This is a genomic window from Pseudomonas sp. N-137, assembly GCF_034555295.1.
Classification (GTDB): Bacteria; Pseudomonadota; Gammaproteobacteria; order Pseudomonadales; family Pseudomonadaceae; genus Aquipseudomonas; species Aquipseudomonas rhizophila.
The window spans coordinates 459,969-484,948 of sequence record NZ_JAXUDQ010000030.1 but is presented as its reverse complement, the minus strand read 5'-3'; the positions used below and the strand labels follow the sequence as shown (position 1 = coordinate 484,948).

At 58.9% G+C, this 24,980-nt stretch carries 25 protein-coding genes, 1 tRNA gene and 3 pseudogenes; 10 read left to right on the top strand and 19 right to left on the bottom strand.

The genetic code is table 11. The features are described 5' to 3' along the window. Positions 1-142: 142 nt before the first annotated feature. A complete protein-coding gene (locus tag T3A99_RS23345; protein ID WP_274090338.1) occupies positions 143-1,525 on the bottom strand; it encodes a glutamine synthetase family protein in 1,383 nt (460 codons plus the stop codon). Positions 1,526-2,046: 521 nt separating this feature from the next. Here T3A99_RS23345 and T3A99_RS23340 point away from each other — a divergent pair. Next, a pseudogene (locus T3A99_RS23340) lies at positions 2,047-2,349 on the top strand (LysR family transcriptional regulator); the annotation flags it as partial. 70 nt (positions 2,350-2,419) lie between these two features. Here the strand turns inward: T3A99_RS23340 and T3A99_RS23335 are convergent. Then, positions 2,420-2,785: a 5-carboxymethyl-2-hydroxymuconate Delta-isomerase gene (locus T3A99_RS23335; RefSeq protein WP_047227950.1), complete on the bottom strand. Its 366-nt coding sequence runs from the start codon at positions 2,783-2,785 to the stop codon at positions 2,420-2,422. A 228-nt stretch (positions 2,786-3,013) separates the two neighbouring features. Then, positions 3,014-4,216 carry a hypothetical protein gene (locus tag T3A99_RS23330; RefSeq protein WP_322834838.1) on the bottom strand — a complete coding sequence of 401 codons (1,203 nt, stop codon included), beginning with the start codon at positions 4,214-4,216 and terminating at the stop codon, positions 3,014-3,016. Positions 4,217-4,397: 181 nt separating this feature from the next. On the opposite strand from T3A99_RS23330, the gene T3A99_RS23325 reads away from it, so the two are divergent. The 3 genes from T3A99_RS23325 (at position 4,398) to T3A99_RS23315 (ending at position 6,014) form a co-directional block, all read left to right on the top strand. Further along, positions 4,398-4,589 carry a YegP family protein gene (locus tag T3A99_RS23325; RefSeq protein ID WP_047227955.1) on the top strand — a complete coding sequence of 64 codons (192 nt, stop codon included), beginning with the start codon at positions 4,398-4,400 and terminating at the stop codon, positions 4,587-4,589. Positions 4,590-4,733: 144 nt separating this feature from the next. After that, the gene (locus T3A99_RS23320) at positions 4,734-5,540 is read left to right on the top strand and encodes an AraC family transcriptional regulator (RefSeq protein ID WP_322834837.1); all 807 of its coding nucleotides are present in this window, start codon (positions 4,734-4,736) and stop codon (positions 5,538-5,540) included. A gap of 102 nt (positions 5,541-5,642) precedes the next feature. Next, positions 5,643-6,014 (top strand): cupin domain-containing protein, encoded by a 372-nt coding sequence (locus T3A99_RS23315; protein ID WP_076385948.1) that lies wholly within the window; start codon positions 5,643-5,645, stop codon positions 6,012-6,014. Between the two features lie 32 nt (positions 6,015-6,046). Here the strand turns inward: T3A99_RS23315 and T3A99_RS23310 are convergent, their stop codons facing one another. From T3A99_RS23310 to T3A99_RS27985, 3 genes and pseudogenes are all read right to left on the bottom strand, one after another. Then, positions 6,047-6,820 (bottom strand): phytanoyl-CoA dioxygenase family protein, encoded by a 774-nt coding sequence (locus tag T3A99_RS23310; RefSeq protein ID WP_322834836.1) that lies wholly within the window; start codon positions 6,818-6,820, stop codon positions 6,047-6,049. A gap of 11 nt (positions 6,821-6,831) precedes the next feature. Next, on the bottom strand, positions 6,832-7,611 hold the full coding sequence (locus T3A99_RS27990; protein ID WP_409078014.1) for a methyl-accepting chemotaxis protein: 780 nt from the start codon (positions 7,609-7,611) through the stop codon (positions 6,832-6,834). Positions 7,612-7,689: 78 nt separating this feature from the next. Further along, positions 7,690-8,463: pseudogene (locus tag T3A99_RS27985) on the bottom strand (MCP four helix bundle domain-containing protein); the annotation flags it as partial. Positions 8,464-8,962: 499 nt separating this feature from the next. On the opposite strand from T3A99_RS27985, the gene T3A99_RS23300 reads away from it, so the two are divergent. Together T3A99_RS23300 and T3A99_RS23295 are read left to right on the top strand one after the other, a co-directional pair. Continuing rightward, the gene (locus T3A99_RS23300) at positions 8,963-9,229 is read left to right on the top strand and encodes a hypothetical protein (RefSeq protein ID WP_047227960.1); all 267 of its coding nucleotides are present in this window, start codon (positions 8,963-8,965) and stop codon (positions 9,227-9,229) included. A gap of 286 nt (positions 9,230-9,515) precedes the next feature. Then, positions 9,516-9,932, top strand: a complete 417-nt coding sequence (locus T3A99_RS23295; protein WP_047227961.1) for a type II toxin-antitoxin system YafO family toxin — start codon at positions 9,516-9,518, stop codon at positions 9,930-9,932. A 173-nt stretch (positions 9,933-10,105) separates the two neighbouring features. Here T3A99_RS23295 and T3A99_RS23290 read toward each other — a convergent pair. The 5 genes from T3A99_RS23290 to dapA form a co-directional block, all read right to left on the bottom strand. Continuing rightward, a tRNA-Ser gene (locus T3A99_RS23290) sits at positions 10,106-10,195 on the bottom strand. Positions 10,196-10,278: 83 nt separating this feature from the next. Next, a complete protein-coding gene (gene purC / locus T3A99_RS23285) occupies positions 10,279-10,992 on the bottom strand; it encodes a phosphoribosylaminoimidazolesuccinocarboxamide synthase (RefSeq protein WP_025212375.1) in 714 nt (237 codons plus the stop codon). 28 nt (positions 10,993-11,020) lie between these two features. Beyond that, positions 11,021-11,779, bottom strand: a complete 759-nt coding sequence (locus tag T3A99_RS23280) for an MBL fold metallo-hydrolase (protein WP_047227962.1) — start codon at positions 11,777-11,779, stop codon at positions 11,021-11,023. A 4-nt stretch (positions 11,780-11,783) separates the two neighbouring features. Next, positions 11,784-12,899, bottom strand: coding sequence for an outer membrane protein assembly factor BamC (gene bamC / locus T3A99_RS23275; protein ID WP_305467700.1), 1,116 nt, complete (start codon positions 12,897-12,899; stop codon positions 11,784-11,786). A 17-nt stretch (positions 12,900-12,916) separates the two neighbouring features. Beyond that, positions 12,917-13,795, bottom strand: coding sequence for a 4-hydroxy-tetrahydrodipicolinate synthase (gene dapA, locus T3A99_RS23270; RefSeq protein WP_322834834.1), 879 nt, complete (start codon positions 13,793-13,795; stop codon positions 12,917-12,919). 316 nt (positions 13,796-14,111) lie between these two features. Here dapA and T3A99_RS23265 point away from each other — a divergent pair, with 316 nt between their 5' ends. Both T3A99_RS23265 and T3A99_RS23260 read left to right on the top strand, forming a co-directional pair. Further along, the gene (locus T3A99_RS23265) at positions 14,112-14,672 is read left to right on the top strand and encodes a glycine cleavage system protein R (RefSeq protein WP_047227965.1); all 561 of its coding nucleotides are present in this window, start codon (positions 14,112-14,114) and stop codon (positions 14,670-14,672) included. Between the two features lie 10 nt (positions 14,673-14,682). Further along, positions 14,683-15,156, top strand: a complete 474-nt coding sequence (locus T3A99_RS23260) for a peroxiredoxin (RefSeq protein WP_047227966.1) — start codon at positions 14,683-14,685, stop codon at positions 15,154-15,156. 128 nt (positions 15,157-15,284) lie between these two features. Here the strand turns inward: T3A99_RS23260 and T3A99_RS23255 are convergent, their stop codons facing one another. Together T3A99_RS23255 and T3A99_RS23250 are read right to left on the bottom strand one after the other, a co-directional pair. Continuing rightward, positions 15,285-16,355: an AI-2E family transporter gene (locus T3A99_RS23255; RefSeq protein WP_274090342.1), complete on the bottom strand. Its 1,071-nt coding sequence runs from the start codon at positions 16,353-16,355 to the stop codon at positions 15,285-15,287. A 29-nt stretch (positions 16,356-16,384) separates the two neighbouring features. Further along, positions 16,385-16,624 (bottom strand): sulfurtransferase TusA family protein, encoded by a 240-nt coding sequence (locus T3A99_RS23250; protein WP_047227968.1) that lies wholly within the window; start codon positions 16,622-16,624, stop codon positions 16,385-16,387. Positions 16,625-16,722: 98 nt separating this feature from the next. Here T3A99_RS23250 and T3A99_RS23245 point away from each other — a divergent pair, with 98 nt between their 5' ends. Then, the gene (locus T3A99_RS23245; RefSeq protein WP_076385958.1) at positions 16,723-18,156 is read left to right on the top strand and encodes a M48 family metalloprotease; all 1,434 of its coding nucleotides are present in this window, start codon (positions 16,723-16,725) and stop codon (positions 18,154-18,156) included. 63 nt (positions 18,157-18,219) lie between these two features. On the opposite strand, the gene T3A99_RS23240 is transcribed toward T3A99_RS23245, so the two are convergent. The 4 genes from T3A99_RS23240 to rpoE all read right to left on the bottom strand — a co-directional run bounded on the left by T3A99_RS23240 (position 18,220) and on the right by rpoE (position 22,030). Further along, complete coding sequence (locus T3A99_RS23240) at positions 18,220-19,647, bottom strand: DegQ family serine endoprotease (protein ID WP_047227970.1); 1,428 nt, start codon at positions 19,645-19,647, stop codon at positions 18,220-18,222. A gap of 226 nt (positions 19,648-19,873) precedes the next feature. After that, positions 19,874-20,821, bottom strand: a complete 948-nt coding sequence (locus T3A99_RS23235) for a MucB/RseB C-terminal domain-containing protein (RefSeq protein WP_274090343.1) — start codon at positions 20,819-20,821, stop codon at positions 19,874-19,876. Positions 20,822-20,830: 9 nt separating this feature from the next. After that, positions 20,831-21,418: a sigma-E factor negative regulatory protein gene (locus tag T3A99_RS23230; RefSeq protein ID WP_047227972.1), complete on the bottom strand. Its 588-nt coding sequence runs from the start codon at positions 21,416-21,418 to the stop codon at positions 20,831-20,833. A 30-nt stretch (positions 21,419-21,448) separates the two neighbouring features. Continuing rightward, complete coding sequence (rpoE, locus tag T3A99_RS23225) at positions 21,449-22,030, bottom strand: RNA polymerase sigma factor RpoE (RefSeq protein WP_003172477.1); 582 nt, start codon at positions 22,028-22,030, stop codon at positions 21,449-21,451. Positions 22,031-22,585: 555 nt separating this feature from the next. Between rpoE and nadB the strand changes: the two genes are divergently transcribed. Further along, entirely contained in the window at positions 22,586-24,202 is a 1,617-nt protein-coding gene (gene nadB / locus T3A99_RS23220; RefSeq protein WP_047227973.1) for an L-aspartate oxidase, read from the top strand. Here the strand turns inward: nadB and T3A99_RS23215 are convergent. Together T3A99_RS23215 and T3A99_RS23210 are read right to left on the bottom strand one after the other, a co-directional pair. Then, positions 24,171-24,623 (bottom strand): annotated as a pseudogene (locus T3A99_RS23215) (protein YgfX). The gene nadB and the pseudogene T3A99_RS23215 overlap by 32 nt on opposite strands. Continuing rightward, positions 24,607-24,861 carry a succinate dehydrogenase assembly factor 2 gene (locus tag T3A99_RS23210; RefSeq protein WP_007930227.1) on the bottom strand — a complete coding sequence of 85 codons (255 nt, stop codon included), beginning with the start codon at positions 24,859-24,861 and terminating at the stop codon, positions 24,607-24,609. Before T3A99_RS23210 ends, T3A99_RS23215 begins: the two are co-directional and overlap by 17 nt. Positions 24,862-24,980 lie beyond the last annotated feature (119 nt).

Here is a 24,980-nt window from a genome sequence, read left to right as displayed (position 1 = left end):
AGGAAAGTTTGAAAAACTACTGTGCTACGGCAACACAAACTTTAGGCAGGTCACTATCAATTTTTCGTGAAAAACTTGCCATTAAATAATTTTTCAAGTAGCAAGCCGCACGTCCGATCCGACGTGCAGCTTGTCGCTCGGTTCAGGCCTGATGGATATACCAACGCCAGTCCTGCTCTCCGACCTCGCCCATGAACTGACGGTATTCGGCGCGTTTGACCGCCAGGTACACCCTGAGGAACTCATCGCCGAAGGCTTGCCTGGCCCAGGTCGAGGCTTCAAGCGTGCGCAAGGTGGTGAGCCAGTCGGTGGGCAGCAATTCGCTCGCCTGGGCATAGCCGTTGCCCGCCACTGGCGCACCGGGATCGCACTGTTCACGAATGCCACGATGGATGCCGGCCAGTATCGCTGCGGCGGCCAGGTACGGGTTGGCGTCGGCACCACAAATACGATGTTCGATATGCCGCGAAAACGCCGGCCCGCCCGGTACCCTCAGGCTCACGGTGCGATTGTCCACGCCCCAGGTTGCTGCCAGCGGCGCGTAGCTGTTGCTCTGGAAGCGCCGGTAGGAATTGGCATTCGGACAGAACATCAGCAGTGAGTCGAGCAACGTGTCGAGCATCCCGCCCACCGCATGACGCAGCAGCGGCGTGCCATCGGCGGCTTCGCTGGCAAACAGGTTATGGCCCTCGCGATCCGCCAGGCTGACGTGCATGTGCATGCCCGAACCCGCCAGTTCCGCGAACGGCTTGGCCATGAAACACGCCTGCATGCCGTGTTTATGCGCCACGCCTTTGACCAGACGTTTGTAGCGCACCGCCTCATCCATGGCCTGCAAGGCATCGGTGCGGTGTTCGAGGGTGATTTCCACCTGGCCCGGCGCGTATTCGGAAATGGCCGTTCGGGCCGGGATCCCCTGCGACTTGCAGGCGGAATAGAGGTCCGCCAGGAACGGTTCGATCTGTTCCAGCTCGCGCAAGCCATAGACCTGCGTGGCACCGGGTCGGCCGCCATCAGCGTCCCGCGCCGGTTGCGGCCGGCCCTGGCTGTCGCGCTGCGCGTCCAACAGATAAAACTCCAGCTCCGCCGCCATCACCGGGTAATAGCCATCGGCCTGCAAAGCGTCGATCACTTGGCTGAGCAGGTAACGCGGATCGGCGATGCTCGCGGGCATGCCTTCCTGAGGATGCATGCTGACCTGCACTGCAGCAGTGGGGATCAGCCGCCAGGGCATTCGCTGCAAGCTGCCGCTGATGGGATAAGCCCGGCAATCGATGTCGCCAACATCCCACACCAGCCCGGAGTTTTCCACGTCGTCGCCATTGATGGTCAACCCGAGAATGGTACTGGGCAAGGGCCGCCCACTTTCGTAAAGCGCCAGCAACTCATCCCGGTGCAGCAGTTTGCCCCGAGGCACACCGTTGCTGTCGAGAATAAACAGCTCGAACAGCTCAATATCCGGATTTTGCTCCAGGAACGCCTGGGCTTGATGCAGGGGGGCAAAAGAGAGGTGGGCAGAACTCATGAGAACGCTCGTATTTTCATGTCGGACGGGCGACAAAGCACCGTCAACCTGTGCTCGCGATCAACGAACACTGTTTAGGATCAACAGGAAATACAAGTATCTGGAGGACGGGCGTGGCGACAATGCCAGAGTGCCCAAAAAGCCAGTTCAGAGGGCAGCGCGCACAGCGTGGGAGAGACCCCGGACATAAACCTGCCCACCGGCCCCATTGCGGCGAATGAAGGGTATTGGATTGCTGCGGGCCAACCGTCCATAAAAGACATCACAGGAAACACACCCTGGCAGAGTCCCACGTCACCAAAGCCGGTTAAACCTTGATTTGATGGAGCTTGGATCGCAATGAGCTAAACAATCGGCCAGAGAATCGAATGCTGAACGATCCGTCGTGTTCATTACATTATCTGTCCCACTCGCGACCGTGAAACCGCTCGCCTGGCATTCTCCTGGGACGATCGTTCCGTTAGGATCAAGGTCTGGTTTGCGCAAGATCCGCGCAAGGAGCACAGAGAGAGACAGAACGGATGCTGAACAGTAACTCCCTCAGAAAACTCGATATGCAAGACCTCATGGTGTTTAACGCTGTGTACGAGCAAAGCAGCGTCACCGGTGTATCCGAGGCGTTGTGTGTCAGCCAGTCAACGGTCAGCTACTGCCTCAAGAAACTGCGGACCTGTTTCGACGACGAGTTGTTCATCAATACCCGCACTGGCATGCGCCCCACTTATAAAGCCGAGGGCATGTACAAGCATGTGCGCGCCATCTTGCAGAGTATCAACCTGTGCCATGCCGGTGCGGCCACGGTTGATCCCACCCGGCAAACCATCAAGCGCCTGAAGGCTTGTCGGGATTCACCTTGAAACGCCGTGCAGCCAGGCCACTGATAGCACCTGCCCCTCAGGCGCCGACGACAGCCTTGGCATAGGGGCCTCGGTCGATGTCGAGGATTTCCACGCACAGTTGCACGGAAACGTCAGCCGGCCATTCGCCCACCTCCTGGATCACCTCCAACAGTTTTTCGGCCAGCTGCTTCTTGACCTCTGGCGAACGGCCGCTCAACAAGGCCAGCTTCACGTGCACGAAACCGCGCTTTTCGAAAAGGGTGCCCACCAGGAAATTCTCGATTTTCACAGCCCGGCTTTTGATGTCCGACTCGGCAGCGAACTGACCGGAGGCCACCAGCGTATTATTCAGACGCAGCAGTACGACACCCTCGTCAAACTTGGGCAGGTTGGCGGTGTACTCCATGTGCAGGTGAGGCATGTGTTCGACTCCTGTTCGAAAATATGACGATGTGGTTTCAGCCGTCGCAACCATACCTCGACTTTACTTGGCTGACGCAGGTTTTTGTTTCGCGCAGCGGAATTTGCACCGCGCCGGCGCGCTCACGCATGAACGCTTCCAGCCGTATCAGCGTTTCGAAAAACAGCCTCAAATTGTGCATTCAGCGCTGCGCAAAAAACCTTTAAGCACACGATAAAGACGTCCGGCTTAATTCACCGTCAGAGACTTCAGCCCCAACGCCATGACTCGCTCGTCGCTCCCCAACCCCAGCGCCTTGGGACTGATCGCGTCGGGTAGATGAAACTGCACACGCACCTGCCCATCTGCGGCAATCGCTTCGCGGATGGCCGGGCTCAATGACAGCTCCAGGGTGTTCTCCTGCATGCGGGTCAGTTGCGTCGACAGGGCCGCAACGCCATTGATCGAGACCTCGATTCTCTGCCTGGTATGCAGGGGCTGTACGAACGCCGCAGCTTCGATCGAGAGGGCGCGGGCCTCAGGGGGTACACGCAATACAAGCTCTGCCTGAGCACCTTCCGACCAGGTGCCCCAATCTTCGACGCGCCCCCAGCCGCTGACCAACATCGCGTTTATTCGGTTGAACACCTGGCGCTCACCTGGCTTGACCTGCACGTCCAGCGTCTCCTGCGCTATCGGTGGGCATTGGGTACAGGTCTTCCATCCCGGTGCCAGCACCACGAGGCCATCAAGACGGGTCAGCAGATCGGTCTGACGATTAACGGTTTTGATCGCTTCGAGCGCGGTGCGGCTGTCGAGAATGTAGAGGGAATCCGCTTCATACTGACCGGTGGCGAGCATTTGGCCAGCGTGCCGTTGAGCGTGTTCGATCTCCCGAGTGCCCATCCGCCCCAAGTACACGCTATCGGTTTCCAGACCATGGTTCTGGGCGTATTGGCTGATCAACAGCCAGTTTTCCGGCTGATTCTGCGGCAACAACGACCGGACCTTGGCGTAGTGATTTGCCGCGCGGGCCCAAAACGGGTCGGCCAGGGGCGTCGGCCAGCTCGAGGCGGTCGGCATCATCCGGCTCTTGCGCAGGCCTGCCCACCCGCTGCGGGTATCCAGAACCTGCACCACCAGGGCGACAGCCAGCAGACACACCGCAGCTCGTGGCTTATTGCCTCGGACCACCAAAAAGATCAGCGTAAACACGAGAATGTAGAACACCGGCCAGAACATCCTACCGGCTGCGCGAAAGACGTTCGCCAACTGCTCGATGGTTTTCGGCAACCAGTAATGCACATCCAGCATGCCAATACCGAGCTTGTTGGTCAGTGAAAAAAGCGTCAGCCCGATCAGCGCCAACAGCAATAGAGGTCTGCGACGCACGGCCCCCGCCAGACCGGTGTTGCCTTGCAGCAGTGCCACGCCGGCGCAGATGGCCAGCATCAGCACCCCCAACCCCAGGTAATTGAAACCCTCGTAGTCCCCGGGTCCCTCGCATCCACATCGGCAATATTTGATAACGAATGGAAACGAATTTCCCATAGCCAAAACTATCAGCTTGGCTAGGCTTGGAGCGACATGTGCAAAGCATGTCTTGAATGAATTAATCGCAGGGAGCGAACCGATGTATTTTGAGATCTACAGGCAGACCCGAGGCACCCAGAGCACTGGAAAAGGCCAATGGCGGTGGCGCTTGAGAGCCGGCAACCACGAAACGATCGCCAGCGGCGAATCCTATGTGAACAAGGCTGACTGCCTTCACGTCATCGGGCTGATCAAGAGTGCCCAGGGTGAGACACCCGTGAAAGAAATCTGAAACAGCGACGCACTGTACGACCAGTAAGCCGCCCTGCGTAACGAGCAGCTTTCTGCGTTCCGAAGAATCCGGATCTCGCTTTTTCCTGCGCCAAGGCATATCAGACAGGTATCGTGTGCAGACAAAAGCGAGAGGCCGGTCTAAATGACTCAATCAAATCGTGATCGCGACTGGCTGGTGCGGGCTCCTGAATCGCGGAAAATGGAACGCATCGAAGCCTATTTCAGTGGCCATGGCTACACCACCCACCGGCATGACACCTACGCCATCGGCGTCACGCTTTGCGGTGTTCAGAGCTTCAACTACCGCCATAGCAAACGCCATAGCCAGCCCGGCGGAACCATCGTCCTGCACCCGGACGAAGTTCACGATGGCGAAGCAGGCACGAGCGACGGCTTTCGCTACCGGATGTTCTATGTAGAGCCCTCCGTGATCCAGCAAGTGCTGGGCGGCAAACCCTTGCCCTTCATCGAAGGGGGGTTGTCGAACGATCCTCACCTCAATGTGGCTACGCGCAGATTATTGCGCTGCATGGATCATCCACTCGATCCGCTGGAAGAGGAGGACGGCATCTACGATGTGGCCCAGGCACTGGACAGCGCAGCGGGTAACCGGCGTGGGCGGCGATTGATCGACTACTCGGCGGCAGAGCGCGCACGACTGTTCATTCATGATGCCCTTGACCAGCCCATCAGTCTGGATGATCTGGTCCAGGCCAGTGGCCGGGATCGATGGAGCCTGTCCCGGGACTTTCGCGCTCTGTACGGCACCAGCCCCTATCGGTATATCAACCAGCGACGCCTGAATAAAGCCCGTCGTCTGGTTATCCAGAGCATGCCATTAAGTGAAGCGGCCCTGGCGTGCGGTTTTTTCGATCAGAGCCACATGACCCGGTTACATAGCCAGGCTTTCGGCATTTCACCAGCACGCTGGCTGAAGATGCTGCGCTGACTTCGGGTGCCGGGCCCCACAAAAGCTGCACAATCATCCAATACCTGCTCAGGCTCAGGCAGTAAGGTCGCGCTCACCCCCTTCACAAGACGAGCATTCCCCATGAGCACTCACTACTCCCCCATCAATTTCGCTCAGAAATACACACTCTTCCAGGAACAGTGGGCCCCGAAAGTCGTGGCCGAAATGAACGACTACCAGTTCAAGATCGTCCGGCTCGAAGGTGACTTCGTCTGGCATACCCACGCCGATACCGATGAAACCTTCATCGTGCTGGAAGGCGAGCTTCGCATTGACTTTCGCGACGGCGCGGTGACGATTGGCCCAGGCGAGATGTACGTGGTGAAAAAAGGTGTTGAGCACAAGCCCAGCGCCGCACTGGAAGTGAAATTGCTGTTGATCGAACCTCGCGGTGTCATTAACACGGGCGATGAAACCAATGAGCGAACAGCGGTGAATGATGTCTGGATCTGACGTAGCGCCGTGACGTAACCGATGCCAGGAGGTCAATCGTACTCAGCCTCCTGATGATCGCCCAACAGGCGCCGCTGGCGAGGTGTCGCGGCAGCCAGTACAGCGGGGTTGAATTGCCAGTACAGATAAGGCGAGAACTTCTGCGCGATCATCCGCCGGCCATAGTGAACCTGCAGCATATAACGTGAACGGTCGACGCTGCGGTTCTCGCTGCCGGCATGCCACAACTCGCTGCGCAGCACCAGCACGTCGCCCGCCCGGCACAATACCGGTTGCGCGACGCGCCCTTGCCATTGCGTTTCGCCCGCCACGGGCGCCCGCCCCGCCCGATGACTGCCGGGAATGACGCGGGTCGGGCTCAGGTCGGCATTGATGTCGTCGAGGTAAAATTGCGCGGTGCAAATCTGCATCGGCAACTCGAAAGCTGGATCGGCCAGAAGCTGTGGTGGCAATGCCATTGCCAGGTAATCCAGGTGCAACGGGGCGCCGACAAAACCGGGATGGCACCGCCAGGCAGTCTGCCCAATGATGTGGCAATCATCCCCCAGGGCCGCCTCGGCCAGCTCGATCACCCCGTCCATATCGAGAAACGGCAACCAGAACGGATCGCGATTGAACACGCATTTGTAGTGATCGATCACGCCGCTGTAGTCCCAGTGCTGAGGTTTGAGGCGATCGATTGCATGGCGCAGGTCGGTGATTTGCGCGACGCTCAACACTGCAGGCATCAGGACGAAACCGTCCTGATGCAGGGCTCGCAAGCGCTCGCTGGTGAGCGCCGCCAAGGCTGGGAGGGTGGCCACCATCGCGCCTGGACTCAGGTGCGAAAACGGCCGATCAAATCCGCCAATGTCCTCGACAGCCCGGAAAGCTGCTGGCTGGCATGCATGCTCTGGGCAGAGTTCTGCGCCGCTTCGTTGGACAGGTCGCGAATGTCGGAGATGTTGCGGGCGATTTCCTCAGTGACACTGCTCTGCTCTTCGCAAGCGTTGGCGATCTGCGCGGCCATATCGTTGATCCGCTGTATGGAACCACCCGTGCCGCTGAGCACCTGATCGACACTCGCTGCCCGCTCGACGCTGTCACGGGCCTTGGTGCTACCGACGTGCATCGCTTGAACGGCCTTGGCGACACCCGACTGCAAGCGCTCGATACGGACCTGGATATCCTTGGTCGAATCCTGGGTCCGCGCCGCCAGCGCCCTGACTTCGTCAGCCACGACGGCAAAACCGCGGCCTTGCTCACCGGCCCGTGCAGCCTCAATGGCGGCGTTCAGTGCAAGCAGGTTGGTCTGTTCAGCGATGCCACGGATCACCTCGAGGACCGCGCCGATACTGGAGGTTTCCTGGGCCAAGGCTTCGATAGTTCCCGACGCGCTTTCCACTTCCTGGGCCAGTTGGCGGATCGATTCGATGGTGCTGCTGACAACGTCGGCACCGTCACGGGACTGACTGGTGGCCTGTTGTGCAGCATCCGAAGCATTCAGCGCGTTGTGGGCGACTTCATGCACGGCGGCGCTCATCTGGGTCGCGGCGGTGCTGACCTGATCGAGTGCCGCATGCTCGCTGCTGATCAGTTGGTCATTGGTCGCGGCCATGCTGGCCATGGCGCGAGCTGCGGCATCGACCTCCCCGGTCACCCGGCCCACCTCGGCAATCAGCGGCTGCAGTTTGTCGAGAAAGCGGTTGAACGCGCTGCCGAGCTGGCCCAACTCGTCAGCCGAACGAACCTCAAGACGCGCCTTCAAATCACCGCCACCCTCCGCAATCTGCTCGACGCGGCTGAGCAAGCGACGCATAGGACGCAGCACGACCATTGGCAAGGCAACAACGACCAGAATGCAGCCAAGCAGACCGATCAACAGAATGGCGCCCTGATACACCCCCACTTTCTCGCCATTTTCTATCGCCGCATCTCCCTCGCGGTGGGACGCCTGGTCTTCCAGCTCGCCAAGCTTGTCGATGGGATCACGCATGGCCTCGAACAGGCGTTCGCCGTCACCAAAACTCAGTTTGCTGGCCGCCTCCATATCCCCCACGGACAGCTCCATTACGCGCCTCGAAACCTGCTTCCACTTTACAAAAGCGTCATTGAACTGACTGACCAACGCCAGCGCCTCGGCACCGGGCTGCATCGCCGCATATTGCTGCACGCGATCATAAGCCTGCTTCGCATTCTCCTCATGACTGGCGCTCAGCGCTGTCAGATGCTCGTCCGCATGACCATCGAGCAGACTACGCTCGGCAACAAAAGCCTGGTAAAGATCGCGATCGGCATTGAGCAGCAAGCTGATGGCCGGCAAGTAACGCTTGGTCAGCTGTGTGCTGGACGCCGTCACCTGGTCGATGCCTCGCATGCCCGACCACCCCATCAACACCAACAACAGCGCCAGAAAAGCAATCGGCAGGGTAATTTTCCAGCGAAAGCCCAGGTCGGCAAAGAACCGCATCATGGGGGGCACTCCTTCTATGGGGGTTAGCTTTCTTATCGGCAGGCATACCTTGAGCTATAGACCATTAGTCTGATTGACACAAAGCTTTCGGCCTGGAAGACACTGTGGTTATGCAGGTCTTGGAGGGGGTTGGCTGGGATAGAAAAAGGTGGGGAGACGCAATTGCTGCGGGGATTTTTCTGACATTTCCCGGCCACATAATTCAGGGAATCTTCTTACGCATCATCTGATTGATGATTTCTACAGAAGGGCCCTATAGTCCAAGCGTCGTTCGTAGGAGCGGCTTGGGTTTGGCGACCCATGACAAATATGCAGGAACCTCTCGCGGATTGCGGAACGCTACCGTGCGCAATATGCTGCTTTTCGGTAGCTGTGCGTGGGAGATCTTTGGATCTGCCGGTTTTTCTATTTGTCCGGTTCGCCAACCCGCGTACAGCTACCACCTTATTCGTTTGGCGACGATTAAGAAGGTCCTCAATCAAATGGAATTTAAAAAATGAATAGATACATGGCTCTTACCAGTAATGCCGACGATCAACCCCTCTTCGTCGATACCTCCGCGCCTTTGCACATACTGCTTGACACGGCGGGCTATAGAATTCGCGCAGTTACCCAGCTTTTAGAGAACCTCGCAATGCGCGGGGACATTCCCAGCGACTCGGTAATCCTTCAGGACTTTGCACAGCTGTGCTGTATCCCCTTGAGAGATGGCTGTGACGTGCTCGATGTCATAGCCCGACGATTGGATGCAGAGCCGGCCTAGTTCAAAGGGCCCCTGACGGGGCCCATTTCGTCGAAACGAGCATGGTTCGATGACACTGAAACCCTCCGGTTTGCCCGGACTCGATTAATCACATAAGCTGATCAGCATGAATACACACACCTCGGAGGCTCCGATGGCTACCACAAAAAAAGTCGAGAAAGCGCGCAGAAAAGTCACTCACGAAGAGCTGACATTTCTTGACGTTCGACAAGCTGCACGTGATGGTCAGAAAGTGTTCGATAATTTTGTAATCACTGGCAAGCTTCCTATTACAAAGTAGGCGTGGATGCCAGCCGTTAAAATTTCCGCACTTTTTGAACAAACACAGAACTGGAAAAATATTGCCGCACACTTTTATAACTACAAGGTGTGCGGCGAGCTTCCGGCTATCTTTGGCAGAGATGAACAGCTCGATCTGAGCGATATGTGTCACATCCATTTGGCGAGCACTGCAGAAACACAAGCTCGTTGGACTCAAATCGGCCGCCAGTACTACCGCACAGCCCTAACAGAAGACCCTGACAACGACTTCTGGCTTATCTATGCCTATGATGATTTCAAAGATGCGTACCTAATGCTGACGATCATTGGACCAGATGCTCACAATCGGAAGGAATGGGGATCGTTTTTACGTACGGTTCATAGCGACATTGTGGAACCTTGGATCGTAGGAAAAATCATTTTTCCCGACCTAGATGAGTGACGCCGCATAGCTCTAATCAAAAATGGCTCACCATGAGTATTTGACCAGCCCTCGGACCTTTAGCATCGGACGACATCATAGCGAGCCTTTTGGCCCTAAAAATGCCCTACCCCCAGAAACGAAAAAGCCCCTGAAATGTTCAACCATTTCAGGGGCTTAGTCGTATTCAATAATGGCGGAGAGATAGGGATTTGAACCCTAGGTACTGTCGCCAGTACAACGGATTTCGAATCCGTCCCGTTCGGCCACTCCGGCATCTCTCCAGTGGCGCGCATCATACCAGCACATTCGCCGGAAGCGAACCCCCGGGCGAAATTTTTTCCGTGCTATCAGATGCTTGCGTCGTTTACAGCGGTACGCCCAGACGCTGGGCAACTTCTTCGTAGGCTTCGATGACATCACCCAGACCCTGACGGAAGCGGTCCTTGTCCATCTTTTTCTTGGTGTCCTTGTCCCAGAGGCGGCAGCCGTCCGGGCTGAATTCGTCACCCAGGACGATGGAGCCATCGCTGAACACACCGAACTCAAGCTTGAAGTCCACCAGCAGCAGACCGGCGTCGTCGAACAGCTTGGTCAGCACCTCGTTGACCTTGAGGGACAACTCCTTCATGCGCGCCAGTTGCTCGGCGGTGCCCCAACCGAACGCCACAACGTGGGATTCATTGATGAACGGGTCGCCCTTGGCGTCGTCCTTCAGGAACAGCTCGAAGGTATATGGGTTGAGCTTCATGCCCTCTTCCACGCCCAGGCGCTTGACCAGGCTGCCGGCGGCGTAGTTACGCACGACGCATTCGACCGGGATCATGTCCAGCTTCTTGACCAGGCATTCGTTGTCGCCCAGCAACTTGTCGAACTGAGTCGGCACGCCAGCGGCTTCGAGCTTCTGCATGATGAAGGCGTTGAACTTGTTGTTAACCATGCCCTTGCGGTCCAGTTGTTCGATGCGCTTGCCGTCGAACGCCGAGGTGTCGTTGCGAAACAGCAGGATCAAGCGGTCTGCGTCGTCGGTCTTGTAAACCGATTTGGCTTTGCCGCGGTAGAGTTCTTCACGTTTTTCCATGATGGGCTCCGCTTGCTAAGTAGATGGGCTAGGCGATATGTCGCCAGTCGAGCCCTGAATCTTGATCGGCCAGTTGCAGCCAGTCCGGGTCGCACCCTAGGGTGTCGACGAAACATTGCCGGGCCAGCTGCGGCAGGTTGTTCTTGCTGCTCAGATGGGCCAGGACCAGGTGTTGCAGGCCTTGCCAGCCCAACTCGGCCACCAGGAACGCCGCCTGGTGGTTGTTCAAATGTCCGTGTTCCCCACCTACCCGCTGCTTGAGAAAGTATGGGTAGTACCCGCGCGCCAGCATGTCACGGCAATGGTTGGACTCGATCATCAAGGCATCGAGATCCCGGTAGCTGTCCATCACCCTGTCGCAATACGAACCCAGGTCGGTCAGCAACCCAAAGCGCCGCTCACCGTCGCTGAACACATACTGCGTTGGCTCCCGGGCGTCGTGCGCCACGCTGACCACACTGACTTCCAGAGCACCAATGCGCAGTTGCTCGCCACCGGCGACGAAGCCAGCAGGTTCGATGGGCTTACGCAGCCCCTCCAGTGTTCCACGGCTCAGGTACACCGGCAGATTGTAGCGCCGAGACAGCAAACCCACGCCATGCACGTGGTCGGCATGTTCGTGGGTTACGAGTATCGCGCTCAATTGCGCCGGGTGCACACCCAGGCGCAACAGGCGTTTCTCGGTTTCTCGCAAAGAGAAACCACAATCGACCAGCACATACGTGCCGGCGCTGGCTATCAGCGTGCCGTTCCCTTGGCTACCGCTGCCGAGAACGGCAAAACGCATCGGATCAGCCCAGGTTGTCCTGAATCACGCTCAACACCTTGCGGGCCACATCGGCCGGCGCCACGGTGTTGATGTTTTTCTCGACGGTCACCTGAACGTTGTCACCCACCTTGCTCAGGCGAACCTGATAACGCTCGGCACGGGCTTCAATTTCTTCCTTGTCCGGCGCGCTGCCGAACAGACCGCTGAAGAAGCCAGGCTTCTCATCTTTCTTCTCGGCCTTTTCGGCGAGGTTGATGTAGTACAGGCCCAGGCTGCGGTTGATGTCTTCAACCCGCCACTCACCTTGTTCCAGCGCACGACCTACGCTCGACCAGGCGCGATCCAGGTCGGAGCCGACGTTGAGCACCGGGTTGCCGCTGCCGTCTTCGCTCAGGCTGACGCGGCTCGGGACGTCGAAGTCCCGGGATGCAAGCATCGAAACCGAACCGCCCTGTTCTGCGGTACGGCTCATGCTGGCGAGCATGTCGTCCACCAGCGCAGCGTCCAGGCCTGTGTTGACCGAACGGTTGGTGAAGGCCACATCAGCGGTGCTGCCGGCAGGGCGTTCAGCGCTGACCACGTAGATTTCACTGGTGTTGCGCTGCACGCCCGGCTCGATGCGAACCCGCACGCGGCTTTCGCTGTCGGCACCGACACCGGCGGCGCTCAGGCGCTTGGCCATGGAGGCGGACAGCTCATCGGCACGTTGCCAGGTCGTGGTGAATTCGCCCGTTTGCGGGCGCTGCTCATCCAGGCGAAAACCGTTGTCCTGGAAGAACTGGATCGCCACGGGCCAGACTTCGGCCGGTGGATGCTGGGCCATGACCCAGCTTGAATCGCCACTCTTCTGCAGGGTGTAGTCGCTGGCATCGGCCATGGCCGAGAGCGGCTGTGGACGGGGGACGATGTATTCACCCTTGACGCTGTCGTCGGCCACATTACGCGGGATCGGCAACAGCGGATCCAGACGTTTGGCGACATTGACATCGGGAGGCAGTTGCATCGGTGCAGTCTGTTGCGCTTCCAGGTAATCGCTACCACGGTCGCGGAAGTAACCTTCCGGGCCCCAGACCCATCCGCAGCCACTGGTGCTGGAGATAATCAAGGCAAGTGCGGAAAGTCCGGCCATTCGCTTCATGCGTTGTACTTCCTCAATTAAACCAGGACGCCCGACTGGCGCATGGCCTGCCGAAGCGGTTCGTGACAGGCTTCGCTCAGCCAGGTGAGCGGCAGGCGGATGCCTTGATGCATCAGGCCCATTTCAACCAAAGCCCACTTCACCGGAATCGGGTTGGCTTCGATGAACAGGTCCCTGTGCAACGGCATCAGTTTTTCGTTGATTGCCCGCGCGGTCTCGGCGTCGCCCTTGAGCGCAGCCTCGCACAGGTCGGCCATTTCGCGCGGAGCGACGTTGGCGGTGACGGAGATATTGCCCTTGCCACCCAGCAGGATCAGCTCGACCGCGGTCGGATCATCGCCGGACAGCACGATGAAGTCATCACTCACGCCAGCGAGGATGGCCTTGGCGCGGTCCAGGTCGCCGGTGGCTTCCTTGATACCGATGATGTTCGGCACGGTGGAGAGGCGAATCACGGTCTCGGCCTGCATGTCGCAGGAGGTGCGGCCGGGAACGTTGTAGAGGATCTGCGGGATGTCGACCGCTTCGGCAATGTGCTTGAAGTGCTGGTACAAGCCTTCCTGGGTTGGCTTGTTGTAGTACGGCACGACCAGCAGGCACGCGTCGGCACCGGCTTCCTTGGCGTTGCGGGTCAGCTCGACGGCTTCGCGGGTCGAATTGGCGCCGGTACCGGCGATCACCGGAATCTTCCCGGCTACCTGCTTGACTACGGCACGGATGACTTCGATGTGCTCGTTGACATCGAGGGTTGCCGATTCGCCAGTGGTACCGACGGCGACAATGGCATGGGTGCCGTTTTCTAGGTGGAAGTCCACGAGTTTGCTGAGGCTGGCCCAGTCAAGACGCCCTTGTGCATCCATGGGTGTGACCAGTGCCACCATACTGCCCGCAATCATGAAACCGCTCCTGCCGGAAAAAGAGAGCGGTAATGGTACTGGCGCCAAGATGCTTGTACAAGCGAACTACCATTCCCCTTGGCGATGGTTTTCGCTACCCTTCAGGCTTTGATCGGTACCGATAAGCTCATACGCCGGTTCCCAGCCTCCGTTATTCGTCGCCACAAGCCCCATTCCTGCGTTTGTCCTGCCGCATTCCCGCCGTCCCGGAATGCAGCGCAACCCCAGGCACAGGGCTTGAGTCGTTCGTTTATCCCGGTCTGTCGCCGTGCCGAGCTGCAAAAGTGCCGACCGCTCATCGCTTTAGGAATGCTGCATGTCCACCCCCACAGTCCGCGAACAATTCCTTGTTATCAGTGCCCTTGGCGCCAACCCCATGGAGCTGACTAACGTCCTGTGCCGCGCCAGCCATGAAAATCGCTGCGCCGTCGTAACTTCACGCCTGACCCGTCATGGCGAATGCAGTGCGCTCGTGCTTGAGATTTCCGGCAGCTGGGACGCCCTGGCCCGCCTGGAAGCGAGCCTGCCGGTGCTGGCCAAGAAACACGCCTTCACCGTCAATGTGGTGCGCAGCGCCGCCCTGGAGAACCGCCCCCAGGCCCTGCCCTACGTGGCGTATGTGAGTTCGGCCTATCGCCCGGACATCATCAACGAGCTGTGCCAGTTCTTCATGGACCACCATGTCGAGCTGGAAAACCTGACCTGCGACACCTACCAGGCCCCGCAGACAGGCGGCACCATGCTCAATGCCACGTTCACCGTGACACTGCCGGCCGGCACCCAGATCAGTTGGCTGCGCGATCAGTTCCTGGATTTCGCCGACGCGATGAACCTCGATGCCCTGATCGAACCGTGGCGCCCCCAAAACCCAATGTAAGGAAGCGTTCATGGCCGTTGCCATCGATCAACCGGTTACCGATTTCCAGGCGCCCGCCACCAGCGGGCACACCGTCAGCCTCGCGGCCCTTAAAGGCAAGCAGGTGGTGATTTACTTCTATCCCAAGGACAGCACCCCGGGGTGTACCACCGAAGGCCAGGGTTTTCGTGACCAGTACGCCCAGTTCCAGGCTGCCAACACCGAAGTGTTCGGCGTATCGCGTGATAGCCTCAAGTCCCACGAGAACTTCAAGTGCAAGCAGGAGTTTCCGTTCGAGCTGATCAGCGACAAGGACGAAGCCGTCTGCCAGCTGTTCGACGTGATCAAGCTGAAAAAGCTCTACGGCAAGGAATACCTGGGCGTTGATCGCAGCACGTTCCTGATCGACAAGGATGGCGTGCTACGCCAGGAATGGCGCGGCGTGAAGGTGCCGGGGCATGTGGATGCGGTGTTGGCGGCGGCGCAGGCTCTGAACAAGGCCTGAAGTTTTTTCTGTCTGTCCTGACGCTATCGCGAGCAAGCTCGCTCCCACAGGGGATTTATGGTGTTCATCAATCCTGTGGGAGCGAGCTTGCTCGCGATGGGGCCATCAGCATCACCTGATTAATCAAGCTACAGCAACGGCGCCACCACCGGCTCACGGCTCGGCCACGCATCCAGCACAGCCTTGAACAGTGTTGCCAGGGGAATGGCAAAGAACACCCCCCAAAACCCCCACAGCCCGCCAAACAGCAATACCGCGCAGATGATCACCACCGGATGCAGGTTCACCGCCTCGGAGAACAGCAGCGGCACCAGCACGTTGCCATCAAGCGCCTGGATGATCCCGTAGACGGCCATCAGATAAATGAACTGATCGCTCCACCCCCATTGGAACAGCGCGATCAACGCCACGGGCACGGTCACCACCACGGTCCCGACATACGGCACCACCACCGAAATGCCCACCAGCAGCGCCAGCAATGCAGCGTAATTGAGCCCCAGGGCCACGAAGCCGATGTAGGTCACGCCGCCGCAGATGAAAATCTCGATGACTTTTCCGCGAATGTAGTTGGCGATCTGGCGATTCATTTCCTGGGCCACCCGGGTGATCAGCGCCCGCTCGCGAGGCAGATAGCCACGGACCCAGCGCCCGATCATTTCCCGATCCTTGAGAAAGAAAAACACCAGGATCGGCACCAGCACCAGGTAGATCATGATGTTCACCAGAAGCGGCAGGCTGGACAAAGAAAACGTCAGCGCCCACTGGCCGAACTTGCCGATCTGGCCGCGCACCACCTCTATGGCCTGCAGTACCTGTTCATCGGACACCAGATGCGGATAGCGCTCCGGCAACAGCAACAACAGCGACTGCCATTTGACGAGCATCCCGGGCAATTCGTTGAACAAGGTCACCAACTGATGCCAGAGCAGCGGCATGATCACGACGACGAACACCACCAACACCCCCATGAACAGGGCGAACACCAGCCCTACCGCCATGGCGCCAGGCAGCCGCATCCGTTCCAGCGTCATGACCAGCCCCTGCATCAGGTACGCCAGCACCATCCCTGCCAGCACCGGCGCGAGCATGCCGCCCAGCGTGAGGACTGCCGTGAAGGCCAGGAACAGCAACACTGCCAGCACCACCGCCTCTTCGTCGGAGAAGTAGCGCTGGATCCAGTCGCGTAACACTTTGAACATTAAAAATCCTTAAGGGCCGCTGTTGATTTTCAGGCTTTCTTCAGCCAATAACGGTAGACGCCGTTGTCGTCTTCTTCACGCAGCAGCGTATGACCGGCCAGTCGGGCAAAGGTGCGGAAATCGCGCTGGGAGCCCGCATCCGTTGCGGTCACCTTGAGCACGGCGCCGCTGGCCAGGCGATTGAGTTCCAGCTTGGCCTTGAGCAGTGGTAACGGACAATTCAGGCCGCTGGCGTCCAGTTCGGCATCGGGGGCTACAGCATCGGTCATCGGTTCACTCCGCAGCAGGTCGTTGAGCGACTTAGAATATCTGGTCCCGGGCCTGGTGTCCGGCTACAGTAGGGTCTTTGTCGACTAAGGCTTCGTGCATGACATTTCTGCGCCCCACCCTGCTGACGCTCGCTTGCCTGCTTGCCTCACCGGGCTTCGCCGACGACCTGCCGTCACTTGGCGACGCCAGTTCTGCCATCGTCTCGCCGCAACAGGAGCACCAGTTGGGTCGCGCCTGGCTGGCCTTGCTGCGCAGTCAGGTTTCACAGCTCAACGATCCACAGCTCAAGGACTACGTCGAGTCCAGCGTTTACAAACTGGTGGAGACCAGCCAGGTCAACGACCGACGCCTGGAGTTCATCCTGATCAACAGCCCGCAGCTCAACGCTTTCGCCGCACCCGGCGGAATCGTCGGGGTCAACGGTGGACTGTTCCTCAATGCGCAGACCGAAGGTGAATACGCCTCGGTCATGGCCCACGAACTGGCGCACTTGTCACAACGCCACTTTGCCCGGGGCGTCGAAGCTCAACAACGCATGCAGGTGCCGATGATGGCAGCGCTGCTGGCCGGCATTGTGATCGCCGCCGCCGGTGGGGGTGACGCCGGGATCGCGGCCATTGCCGGCACCCAGGCAGCAGCCATCCAGGAACAACGACGTTTCTCTCGCCAGAACGAACAGGAAGCCGACCGCATCGGCATCCAGAACCTGGAAAAGGCCGGCTATGATCCGCGGTCCATGCCGACCATGTTCGAACGGCTGATGCGCCAGTACCGTTTCGACGCCAGGCCCCCTGAATTCCTGCTGACTCACCCAGTGACCGAGTCCCGAATCGCCGACACCCGCAACCGTGCCGAACAGGCAAGGCCAGGTGGCATCGAAGACAGCATGCGTTATCAATTGATTCGCGCACGGGTCAAGTTGATCTACGAAGAAACTCCGGGGCTGGGCGCCAAGCGCTTCCGGGCGCAGCTGGATGAAAATCCGAAGAACGACGTGGCCCGCTATGGCTTGGCGATCGCGCAGATCAAGGGTGGCCAGCTGAATGAGGCCCGGGAAAACCTCAAGCAGCTCCTGGCCAAATCGCCCAACGAGATCATCTATAACCTGGCCCAGGTCGATCTGGATATCACCAGCAACAAGCTGCCAGACGCTCAGGCTCGCGTCGACCGGATGCTGACCCAGTACCCGGGCAACTATCCGCTGAATCAGGTGCGCGTCGACTTGCTGCTCAAGCAGAACCGCCCCGCCGACGCCGAGAAGGCTCTGGAGAACCTGCTCAAGACTCGTCCGGACGATCCGGATGTCTGGTACATGGTGGCAGAGACCCGCGGACTGTCGGGCAACATCATCGGCCTGCACCAGGCCCGCGCCGAATACTTCGCCCTGGTGGGCGACTACCGCCAGGCCATCCAGCAACTGGACTTCGCCAAACGGCGCGCCGGCAGCAATTTCCCGCTGTCGTCACGCATCGACGCCAGGCAGCGCGAGCTCATGGAGCAGGAGCGCATGGTCAAGGACATGATGGGCTGAGTCTTTTCGGACACAAAAAAACCGCCTCTTTCGAGGCGGTTTTTTTTGGGGACAGCTAAGCGATCACTCGGCCAGCTTGAAGGTAATGAAACTCGCACGGCCCTGACGCAGAACCCGCATCGAGACTGAACGATTCTTCGGCAACGCCTTGGCGATGTCGGTGAACTCCTTGGCCGAACCGATTGCCTGGTTGTTCAGGTGAGTGATGATGTCGCCTGGTTGCAAGCCGATCATGGCCGCAGGACCCTCCTGCACCTCCTTGATCACTACACCACCTTGCAGCTCCAGGGTCCGTTTTTGCTCTGGCGTAAGCTCCGCCACAGCCACGCCCAGACGATTGCTGCTACGTTCCACGCCTGACTTGGCCAGCGAGTCCAGCTCCTTGCCTTCCTCAGGGATGGCGCCGACGGTCAATTCGACGTTTGTGCGCTTGCCTTCGCGAATCACTTCCAGATTAGCCTTGGAACCGGCCTTGAGGGCGCCCACCAGATGTGGCAAGTCAGCGGACATGACGATCGGCTGGCCATTCATGCTCAGGATCACGTCGCCCACTTGCAGGCCACCCTTGGCAGCCGGACCACCCTCCTGGATCTGCGCCACCAGCGCACCGGCAGGTTTCTCCAGGCCGAACGACTCGGCCAGGTCCTTGTTCACTTCCTGAATGACCACGCCCAACCAGCCGCGGCTGACCTTGCCTTCGGTTTTCAGCTGATTGGACACGTCCATGGCGACGTCGATCGGAATCGCGAAGGACACGCCCATGAAGCCGCCCGAACGGGTATATATCTGGGAGTTGATCCCCACGACTTCACCGTCGAGGTTGAACAGCGGCCCACCGGAGTTGCCTGGGTTGATCGGCACGTCGGTCTGGATGAACGGCACGTAGTTTTCGTTTGGCAGGCTGCGACCGATGGCGCTGACGATGCCCTGGGTTACGGTATGGTCGAAGCCAAACGGCGAACCGATGGCCACGACCCACTGGCCGGCTTTCAGGTTCTGGGATTTGCCCAGCTTGAGCACGGGCAGATCTTTCCCTTCGATCTTCAGCAACGCCACGTCAGAACGCGGGTCAGTGCCGATCAGCTTGGCCTTGAGCTCACTGCGGTCTGCCAGGCGCACCAGGATCTCGTCGGCATCGGCAATCACGTGGTTATTGGTCAGGATGTAACCGTCGGGCGAAATAATGAAACCCGAGCCCAGGGACTGCGCTTCACGCTGACGGCCACCGCCGGGCGAACGCGGTTGCGGCATCCCGCGCTCGAAGAACTCGCGCAACATCGGCGGCAAACCTTCCAGGTCCGGCATCTGCTGATCCATCACCCGGCGTTCCGGCAGTTTCTGGGTGGTACTGATGTTCACCACCGCAGGCGAGGCTTGCTCGACCAGCTCAGTGAAGTCAGGCAATTCGACCGCCATAGCGGGAACGGCCTGACCGAGCACAAGCACAGTGGCAAAGATGGAAAGATAGGTTTTCAAGCGTGGTATCGACATACGGCTCCCGTTACGACGAGCGTGGTTAAGCGATATGGAGCAAGAAATACCAGGGGAAGATACGCCGGTATTTTTGTTCCGCAAACAGGCAAGGCCAGAGCCGAGCGGCTCTGACCTATAGAAAAAAAATTGAAGTTTTGCAAATGAAAATGCTGACAGAAAGTTTCGGCATTTCGATCAAGTCCCGGCGCTGTAAGCCTCTTGCCCAATCGAACCACCCTGACAGCTATTGAGTCGCCGTGGCATCGGAACGCATGGAGAGCGCGATCCGTTCCGCTGTGCCGATGGGAATTTCGCCGACCACCGTGACCATCATTTCGCCCTGGGGCGTCGTGAGTCGACGCGAAACAGCTGCTGTCGGGCCGAGCTGCGTACGCGTGTCGGTGACGGTCGCGCCGTTCAACGGCTCCAGAAACACCGAGAAACGAGCCAAGCCATCATCGTACATCAGGCTATTGACCTGAACGTTGGTTTCCGGATCCTTTCTCAGCGCACTGCTGGTCAGTTCGAAGCCCGGTGGAAGCCAGTCCGAACGCCATGCAGTTTTCGCCATGGCACTTTTAGCTGGGGTCTGCGCTACTACCTTGCATTCGGCAGTGGCTTGCAGATCAGCGTCGGACGGTGCCGTGATATTCAAACGTGTGAACTGGAAACGCTCGAGCAGCTGGCCCTTGTCATTGAGCAACAGAGACTTGAGCGGCAGGCCGGTCTCTCGGTCCAGATGCAGTTCGAAACCATAACGATGCTGGTCCTTGGGCGTCAGCGCCACAATCACCGCAGGGCGCCCGGCCACGCGCGACTTGCCAATGACGGCAAGATCATACCAATTCTTGAGTTTTTGCGGATCGAGCGCACGTGCCGTGCCTTCAGGCGTATTCCCCACCCCAGCGATCAAGGAGCCGCTTACGCATTGAGTACGTCCATCAATGCGCAGGACTTCCTGTGCCGACCCATCGAGCTGGAGTAACCGCTCGCGGACTTTGCCATCCTGGACACGATGCCAGATGCTATGGGTAGAAAAACTACCATTACGCTCGTAAACGAAAGTGCCCTGGAAGCTTTGCTGTTGCTCGGCCTGACTCAAACGATTAAGCCAGTCCTGAGCCTCACCGGCATAGGCTGGGATAACGCACCAGCCACCCAACAGAAGCGAGAATAGAGGTATGGCGCGCAATGGTCCTCCTTAGCGGTTTTCCAGACTGGCTGCACGGGCGTAAGGCAGCGCGCTTTCAGTACCTTTCAGGGCTGCTTCCTGGGCATGCTGACGCAGGTAGTTGGGCAGACGCTGATCATGCCAGCCTGGTTGGCCTTGCAGCACACCGTTGGCCATTGGACCGGCGACTTCCGAGCTTTCGCTATAACCGGCCAACACTGCCGGGCCCTTGACCTGTGGAGCGGCCAAGCCAGGCTGATTGGACTGCTGGGCCATTTGCACACCGGCGATCTCATCCTGGTTGTAGAGGCGAACCCCGGCCAGCACGGCCACCGTAACCGAAGCGGCAACCGCAAGACGACCCAGGCTGCGCCAAGGGCTGCGGGAGGCTTTGGCCGGAACAGCTTCATCAGCCAGAGCAGCAGATACAGCCGCAGCGATGTCCAGACGCGGAAGCAGCAGGTCCTTGTGCATGACAGCCCGGGCGATCTGGTAACGAGCCCAGGTCTCACGGGTTTCAACATCGTCGAAGGCATTGAGTACCCGACGCAATTCCAATTCGTCCGCTTCGTTATCCATCACTGCGGACAGCGATTCCTGCAGGGCTTCACGACTCATGGCGTTCCTCTCTTGGCTGTCGCCGCTGTCTCAGTTTTCCTGCAACAAAGGTTGCAGGGCTTTATCGATGGCCTCCCGAGCGCGGAAAATCCGGGAGCGCACGGTACCCACCGGACACTGCATGACGCTGGCAATGTCCTCGTAACTCAGACCGTCGAATTCACGTAAAGTTAGAGCCGTACGCAAATCTTCGGGCAGTTGCTGGATGGTCCGATGGACAGTGCCTTCGATCTCATCCCGCAGCAACGCTCGTTCCGGTGATTCAAGATCCTTGAGGCCATGATCGCCATCATAGAACTCTGCATCTTCAGAACTCACATCGCTATCCGGCGGCCGGCGGCCGCGTGAAACCAGATAGTTTTTCGCCGTGTTAATGGCGATGCGGTAAAGCCACGTGTAAAACGCGCTGTCTCCGCGAAAATTACCAAGCGCACGGTAAGCCTTGATGAAGGCTTCCTGAGCAACATCCTGGGCTTCATGGGTGTCGTGCACAAAACGCACGATCAACCCGAGAATTTTGTGCTGGTATTTCAGCACTAGCAGATCGAAAGCTCGCTTGTCGCCGCGTTGAACGCGCTCGACCAGTTGCTGATCCTCTTCCTGGGTTAGCATGAACACTCCTCGATAAGCTCGAAGGAGGCTTGCATTACTAATCGACCGGGCTTGCAACCATAGACTCGGGCTTTTCGCAAAAGTTCTCCCCTCCAAGCAAGTTTCCGGCGCGCTCTGATCCGGCACGCACGAAAAACGCAGCACGAGATTCCCCGGCTGCGCGAATAATCTGTCGCCGGGCCTGTCGGCAAAGATTCAAATCCTAATCTTGCACCAACCCGACGCTGTTCCCTTTTGCAGACAACCGTCTATTGAACCCAGTCGCTCGGCAAAAGTTCCAACTATTTATAGCCTTGTGTGTGGAACATCGAGCAACCCTGACGAGATAAACAGCCTTTCATCCTCGAAACGGTCGCCTTGTCGCCCATCCACCAAAATCGTGATCCGACGAAGCGTCACGGTTGTGTCATTCTGGTTTCACATTGCCATGAATACGCCGCTATTGTGCCGATCCCCCTCTCTATATACTAGTGGGCTGCATGGCTGCCTGACCCCATTGAAACGGATGTCTTGCGCCAACCCCGACCCGGGTCGTTTTGAGCGGAAACCTTTCGAATGAGCCAACAGTTCCAACACGATGTTCTGGTAATCGGCAGCGGCGCCGCCGGATTGAGCCTGGCGTTGACACTGCCTGAGCATCTGCGCATCGCAGTACTGAGCAAAGGCGACCTGGCCAACGGTTCGACATTCTGGGCCCAGGGTGGCGTCGCGGCCGTGCTGGATGACACCGACACTATTGAATCGCATGTCGATGACACCCTCAATGCCGGGGGTGGCCTGTGCAATCCAGAAGCCGTGCGTTTCACCGTCGAGCACAGCAGGGAAGCCATACAGTGGCTGATCGACCAGGGCGTCCCCTTCACGCGTGACGAGCAATCCGGTACCGAAGACGGTGGTTTCGAGTTTCACCTGACCCGCGAGGGCGGTCACAGCCATCGGCGCATCATTCACGCTGCCGACGCCACCGGTGCGGCGATTTTCAAGACGTTGCTGGCCCAAGCCCGCCAGCGGCCCAATATCGAGCTTCTGGAGCAACGCGTCGCGGTCGATCTGATTACCGAAAAACGCTTGGGCCTAGACGGTGATCGGTGCCTGGGTGCCTACGTGCTCAACCGTGGCACCGGGGAGGTCGACACCTACGGCGCCCGCTTCGTGATCCTGGCCTCCGGCGGTGCCGCGAAAGTCTACCTTTACACCAGCAACCCCGACGGCGCATGCGGGGACGGCATTGCCATGGCCTGGCGTTCAGGCTGCCGGGTGGCGAACCTGGAATTCAATCAGTTCCACCCCACATGCCTCTACCACCCGCTGGCCAAGAGTTTCCTGATCACCGAGGCCCTGCGCGGCGAAGGTGCTCACCTGAAACTTCCTAACGGCGAGCGTTTCATGCAGCGCTTCGATTCCCGCGCCGAACTGGCGCCCCGGGATATCGTCGCCCGGGCCATCGACCACGAAATGAAGCGCCTGGGCATCGACTGCGTCTACCTGGACATCAGCCACAAGCCCGAAGCATTCATCAAGAGCCATTTCCCCACGGTGTACGAGCGTTGCCTGGAGTTTTCCATCGACATCACCAAGCAACCGATTCCGGTGGTGCCAGCGGCGCATTACACCTGCGGCGGGGTGATGGTCGACCAACAGGGGCGCACTGACGTACCGGGCCTGTATGCCATTGGCGAAACCAGCTTCACCGGCCTGCACGGCGCCAACCGCATGGCCAGCAACTCGTTGCTGGAATGTTTCGTCTACGCCCGCTCGGCGGCAGCGGACATTCTTGAGCAATTGCCACAGATCGCCGCCCCATCCGCCCTGCCCTCATGGGACGCCAGCCAGGTCACCGACTCGGACGAAGATGTGATCATCGCTCACAACTGGGACGAACTGCGGCGCTTCATGTGGGACTACGTCGGCATCGTGCGCACCAACAAACGCCTGCAACGGGCGCAGCATCGGGTGCGGCTGTTGCTGGATGAAATCGATGAGTTCTACAGCAACTACAAGGTCAGCCGCGACCTGATCGAGTTGCGCAACCTGGCCCAGGTCGCTGAACTGATGATCCGCTCAGCCATGGAACGCAAGGAAAGCCGCGGGCTGCACTACACGCTCGACTACCCGGGCCTGCTGCCCGAAGCGTTGGACACTATCCTGGTGCCGCCCACCTACGCCGGCTGAACTTGAGCCGAACCCGCAGGCGCCGATGCAGATCCGGCGCCAGCGCATCGCGGGGCACACACAGCGAGCGGACCCGCCACTCCCCCCGCAGGCGAAAACGCAGCACGATAATCATCGGCAATGCCAGGCTGTCAGGGCGCAATTGCACCGCCTGCCAGCCAGATGCCCTGTTTCACAGCTGCCAGCCATCGGCGTCACGACGCAACCGGCAAAAAGCCTGACGGTGGGTCAACAATAGATGCCGCGGTAGCGTCCAGGCACCATGGGCCAGGCACAGCAGCACGCCGAGGCTGATTAACCAGAACGGGACGGACAACAGCAACAACGAACCCAAGGCAAAGGCCTGGGCCAGGAGATAGGCCGCCAGCAGTTGCCCGGAAGCCTGCCAGCGGCATTCAAAGCGATTACTTGGGCTGGACACGGTCCAGAATCATCCGAACCATGCGCTGCAGCTCCGGGTCTTCGGATTCGCTGCGTTCCATGAACCAGCCGAACATGTCCTGATCCTCGCACTCGAGCAGACGCACGTAGCACGCACGGTCGACGTCGTTAAGGTGGGGATAAACTTCTTTCACGAACGGCACCAGCAACACGTCAAGCTCAAGCATGCCGCGGCGGCTGTGCCAGTAAAGGCGATTCAGTTCAACATCTTCGACCATGGAGCGCTCCTCAAATAGAGCGCAAGTATACAGGCCCCGCCGCGATGGAACAGACGGCTCGGGTCAGGCACCACCGATCCTTTGTGAACTACCCATTTCAAGGGCGCCCCCTTATGATG

Excerpts from the sequence above, each read along its gene's own strand:
- T3A99_RS23260 (WP_047227966.1), top strand. The coding sequence starts at position 14,683 with ATGGCCGTTGCCATCGATCAACCGGTTACCGATTTCCAGGCGCCCGCC.
- bamC (WP_305467700.1), bottom strand. The coding sequence starts at position 12,899 with ATGAAGCGAATGGCCGGACTTTCCGCACTTGCCTTGATTATCTCCAGC.
- T3A99_RS27990 (WP_409078014.1), bottom strand. The coding sequence starts at position 7,611 with ATGGCCGCGACCAATGACCAACTGATCAGCAGCGAGCATGCGGCACTC.
- T3A99_RS23315 (WP_076385948.1), top strand. The coding sequence starts at position 5,643 with ATGAGCACTCACTACTCCCCCATCAATTTCGCTCAGAAATACACACTC.
- T3A99_RS23325 (WP_047227955.1), top strand. The coding sequence starts at position 4,398 with ATGTATTTTGAGATCTACAGGCAGACCCGAGGCACCCAGAGCACTGGA.
- T3A99_RS23230 (WP_047227972.1), bottom strand. The coding sequence starts at position 21,418 with ATGAGTCGTGAAGCCCTGCAGGAATCGCTGTCCGCAGTGATGGATAAC.
- T3A99_RS23345 (WP_274090338.1), bottom strand. The coding sequence starts at position 1,525 with ATGAGTTCTGCCCACCTCTCTTTTGCCCCCCTGCATCAAGCCCAGGCG.
- T3A99_RS23295 (WP_047227961.1), top strand. The coding sequence starts at position 9,516 with ATGCCAGCCGTTAAAATTTCCGCACTTTTTGAACAAACACAGAACTGG.
- T3A99_RS23330 (WP_322834838.1), bottom strand. The coding sequence starts at position 4,216 with ATGCTGGCCATCTGCGCCGGCGTGGCACTGCTGCAAGGCAACACCGGT.
- T3A99_RS23280 (WP_047227962.1), bottom strand. The coding sequence starts at position 11,779 with ATGCGTTTTGCCGTTCTCGGCAGCGGTAGCCAAGGGAACGGCACGCTG.
- T3A99_RS23320 (WP_322834837.1), top strand. The coding sequence starts at position 4,734 with ATGACTCAATCAAATCGTGATCGCGACTGGCTGGTGCGGGCTCCTGAA.
- rpoE (WP_003172477.1), bottom strand. The coding sequence starts at position 22,030 with ATGCTAACCCAGGAAGAGGATCAGCAACTGGTCGAGCGCGTTCAACGC.
- T3A99_RS23310 (WP_322834836.1), bottom strand. The coding sequence starts at position 6,820 with ATGGTGGCCACCCTCCCAGCCTTGGCGGCGCTCACCAGCGAGCGCTTG.
- nadB (WP_047227973.1), top strand. The coding sequence starts at position 22,586 with ATGAGCCAACAGTTCCAACACGATGTTCTGGTAATCGGCAGCGGCGCC.
- purC (WP_025212375.1), bottom strand. The coding sequence starts at position 10,992 with ATGGAAAAACGTGAAGAACTCTACCGCGGCAAAGCCAAATCGGTTTAC.
- T3A99_RS23255 (WP_274090342.1), bottom strand. The coding sequence starts at position 16,355 with ATGTTCAAAGTGTTACGCGACTGGATCCAGCGCTACTTCTCCGACGAA.
- T3A99_RS23335 (WP_047227950.1), bottom strand. The coding sequence starts at position 2,785 with ATGCCTCACCTGCACATGGAGTACACCGCCAACCTGCCCAAGTTTGAC.
- dapA (WP_322834834.1), bottom strand. The coding sequence starts at position 13,795 with ATGATTGCGGGCAGTATGGTGGCACTGGTCACACCCATGGATGCACAA.
- T3A99_RS23210 (WP_007930227.1), bottom strand. The coding sequence starts at position 24,861 with ATGGTCGAAGATGTTGAACTGAATCGCCTTTACTGGCACAGCCGCCGC.
- T3A99_RS23245 (WP_076385958.1), top strand. The coding sequence starts at position 16,723 with ATGACATTTCTGCGCCCCACCCTGCTGACGCTCGCTTGCCTGCTTGCC.
- T3A99_RS23240 (WP_047227970.1), bottom strand. The coding sequence starts at position 19,647 with ATGTCGATACCACGCTTGAAAACCTATCTTTCCATCTTTGCCACTGTG.
- T3A99_RS23300 (WP_047227960.1), top strand. The coding sequence starts at position 8,963 with ATGAATAGATACATGGCTCTTACCAGTAATGCCGACGATCAACCCCTC.
- T3A99_RS23265 (WP_047227965.1), top strand. The coding sequence starts at position 14,112 with ATGTCCACCCCCACAGTCCGCGAACAATTCCTTGTTATCAGTGCCCTT.
- T3A99_RS23250 (WP_047227968.1), bottom strand. The coding sequence starts at position 16,624 with ATGACCGATGCTGTAGCCCCCGATGCCGAACTGGACGCCAGCGGCCTG.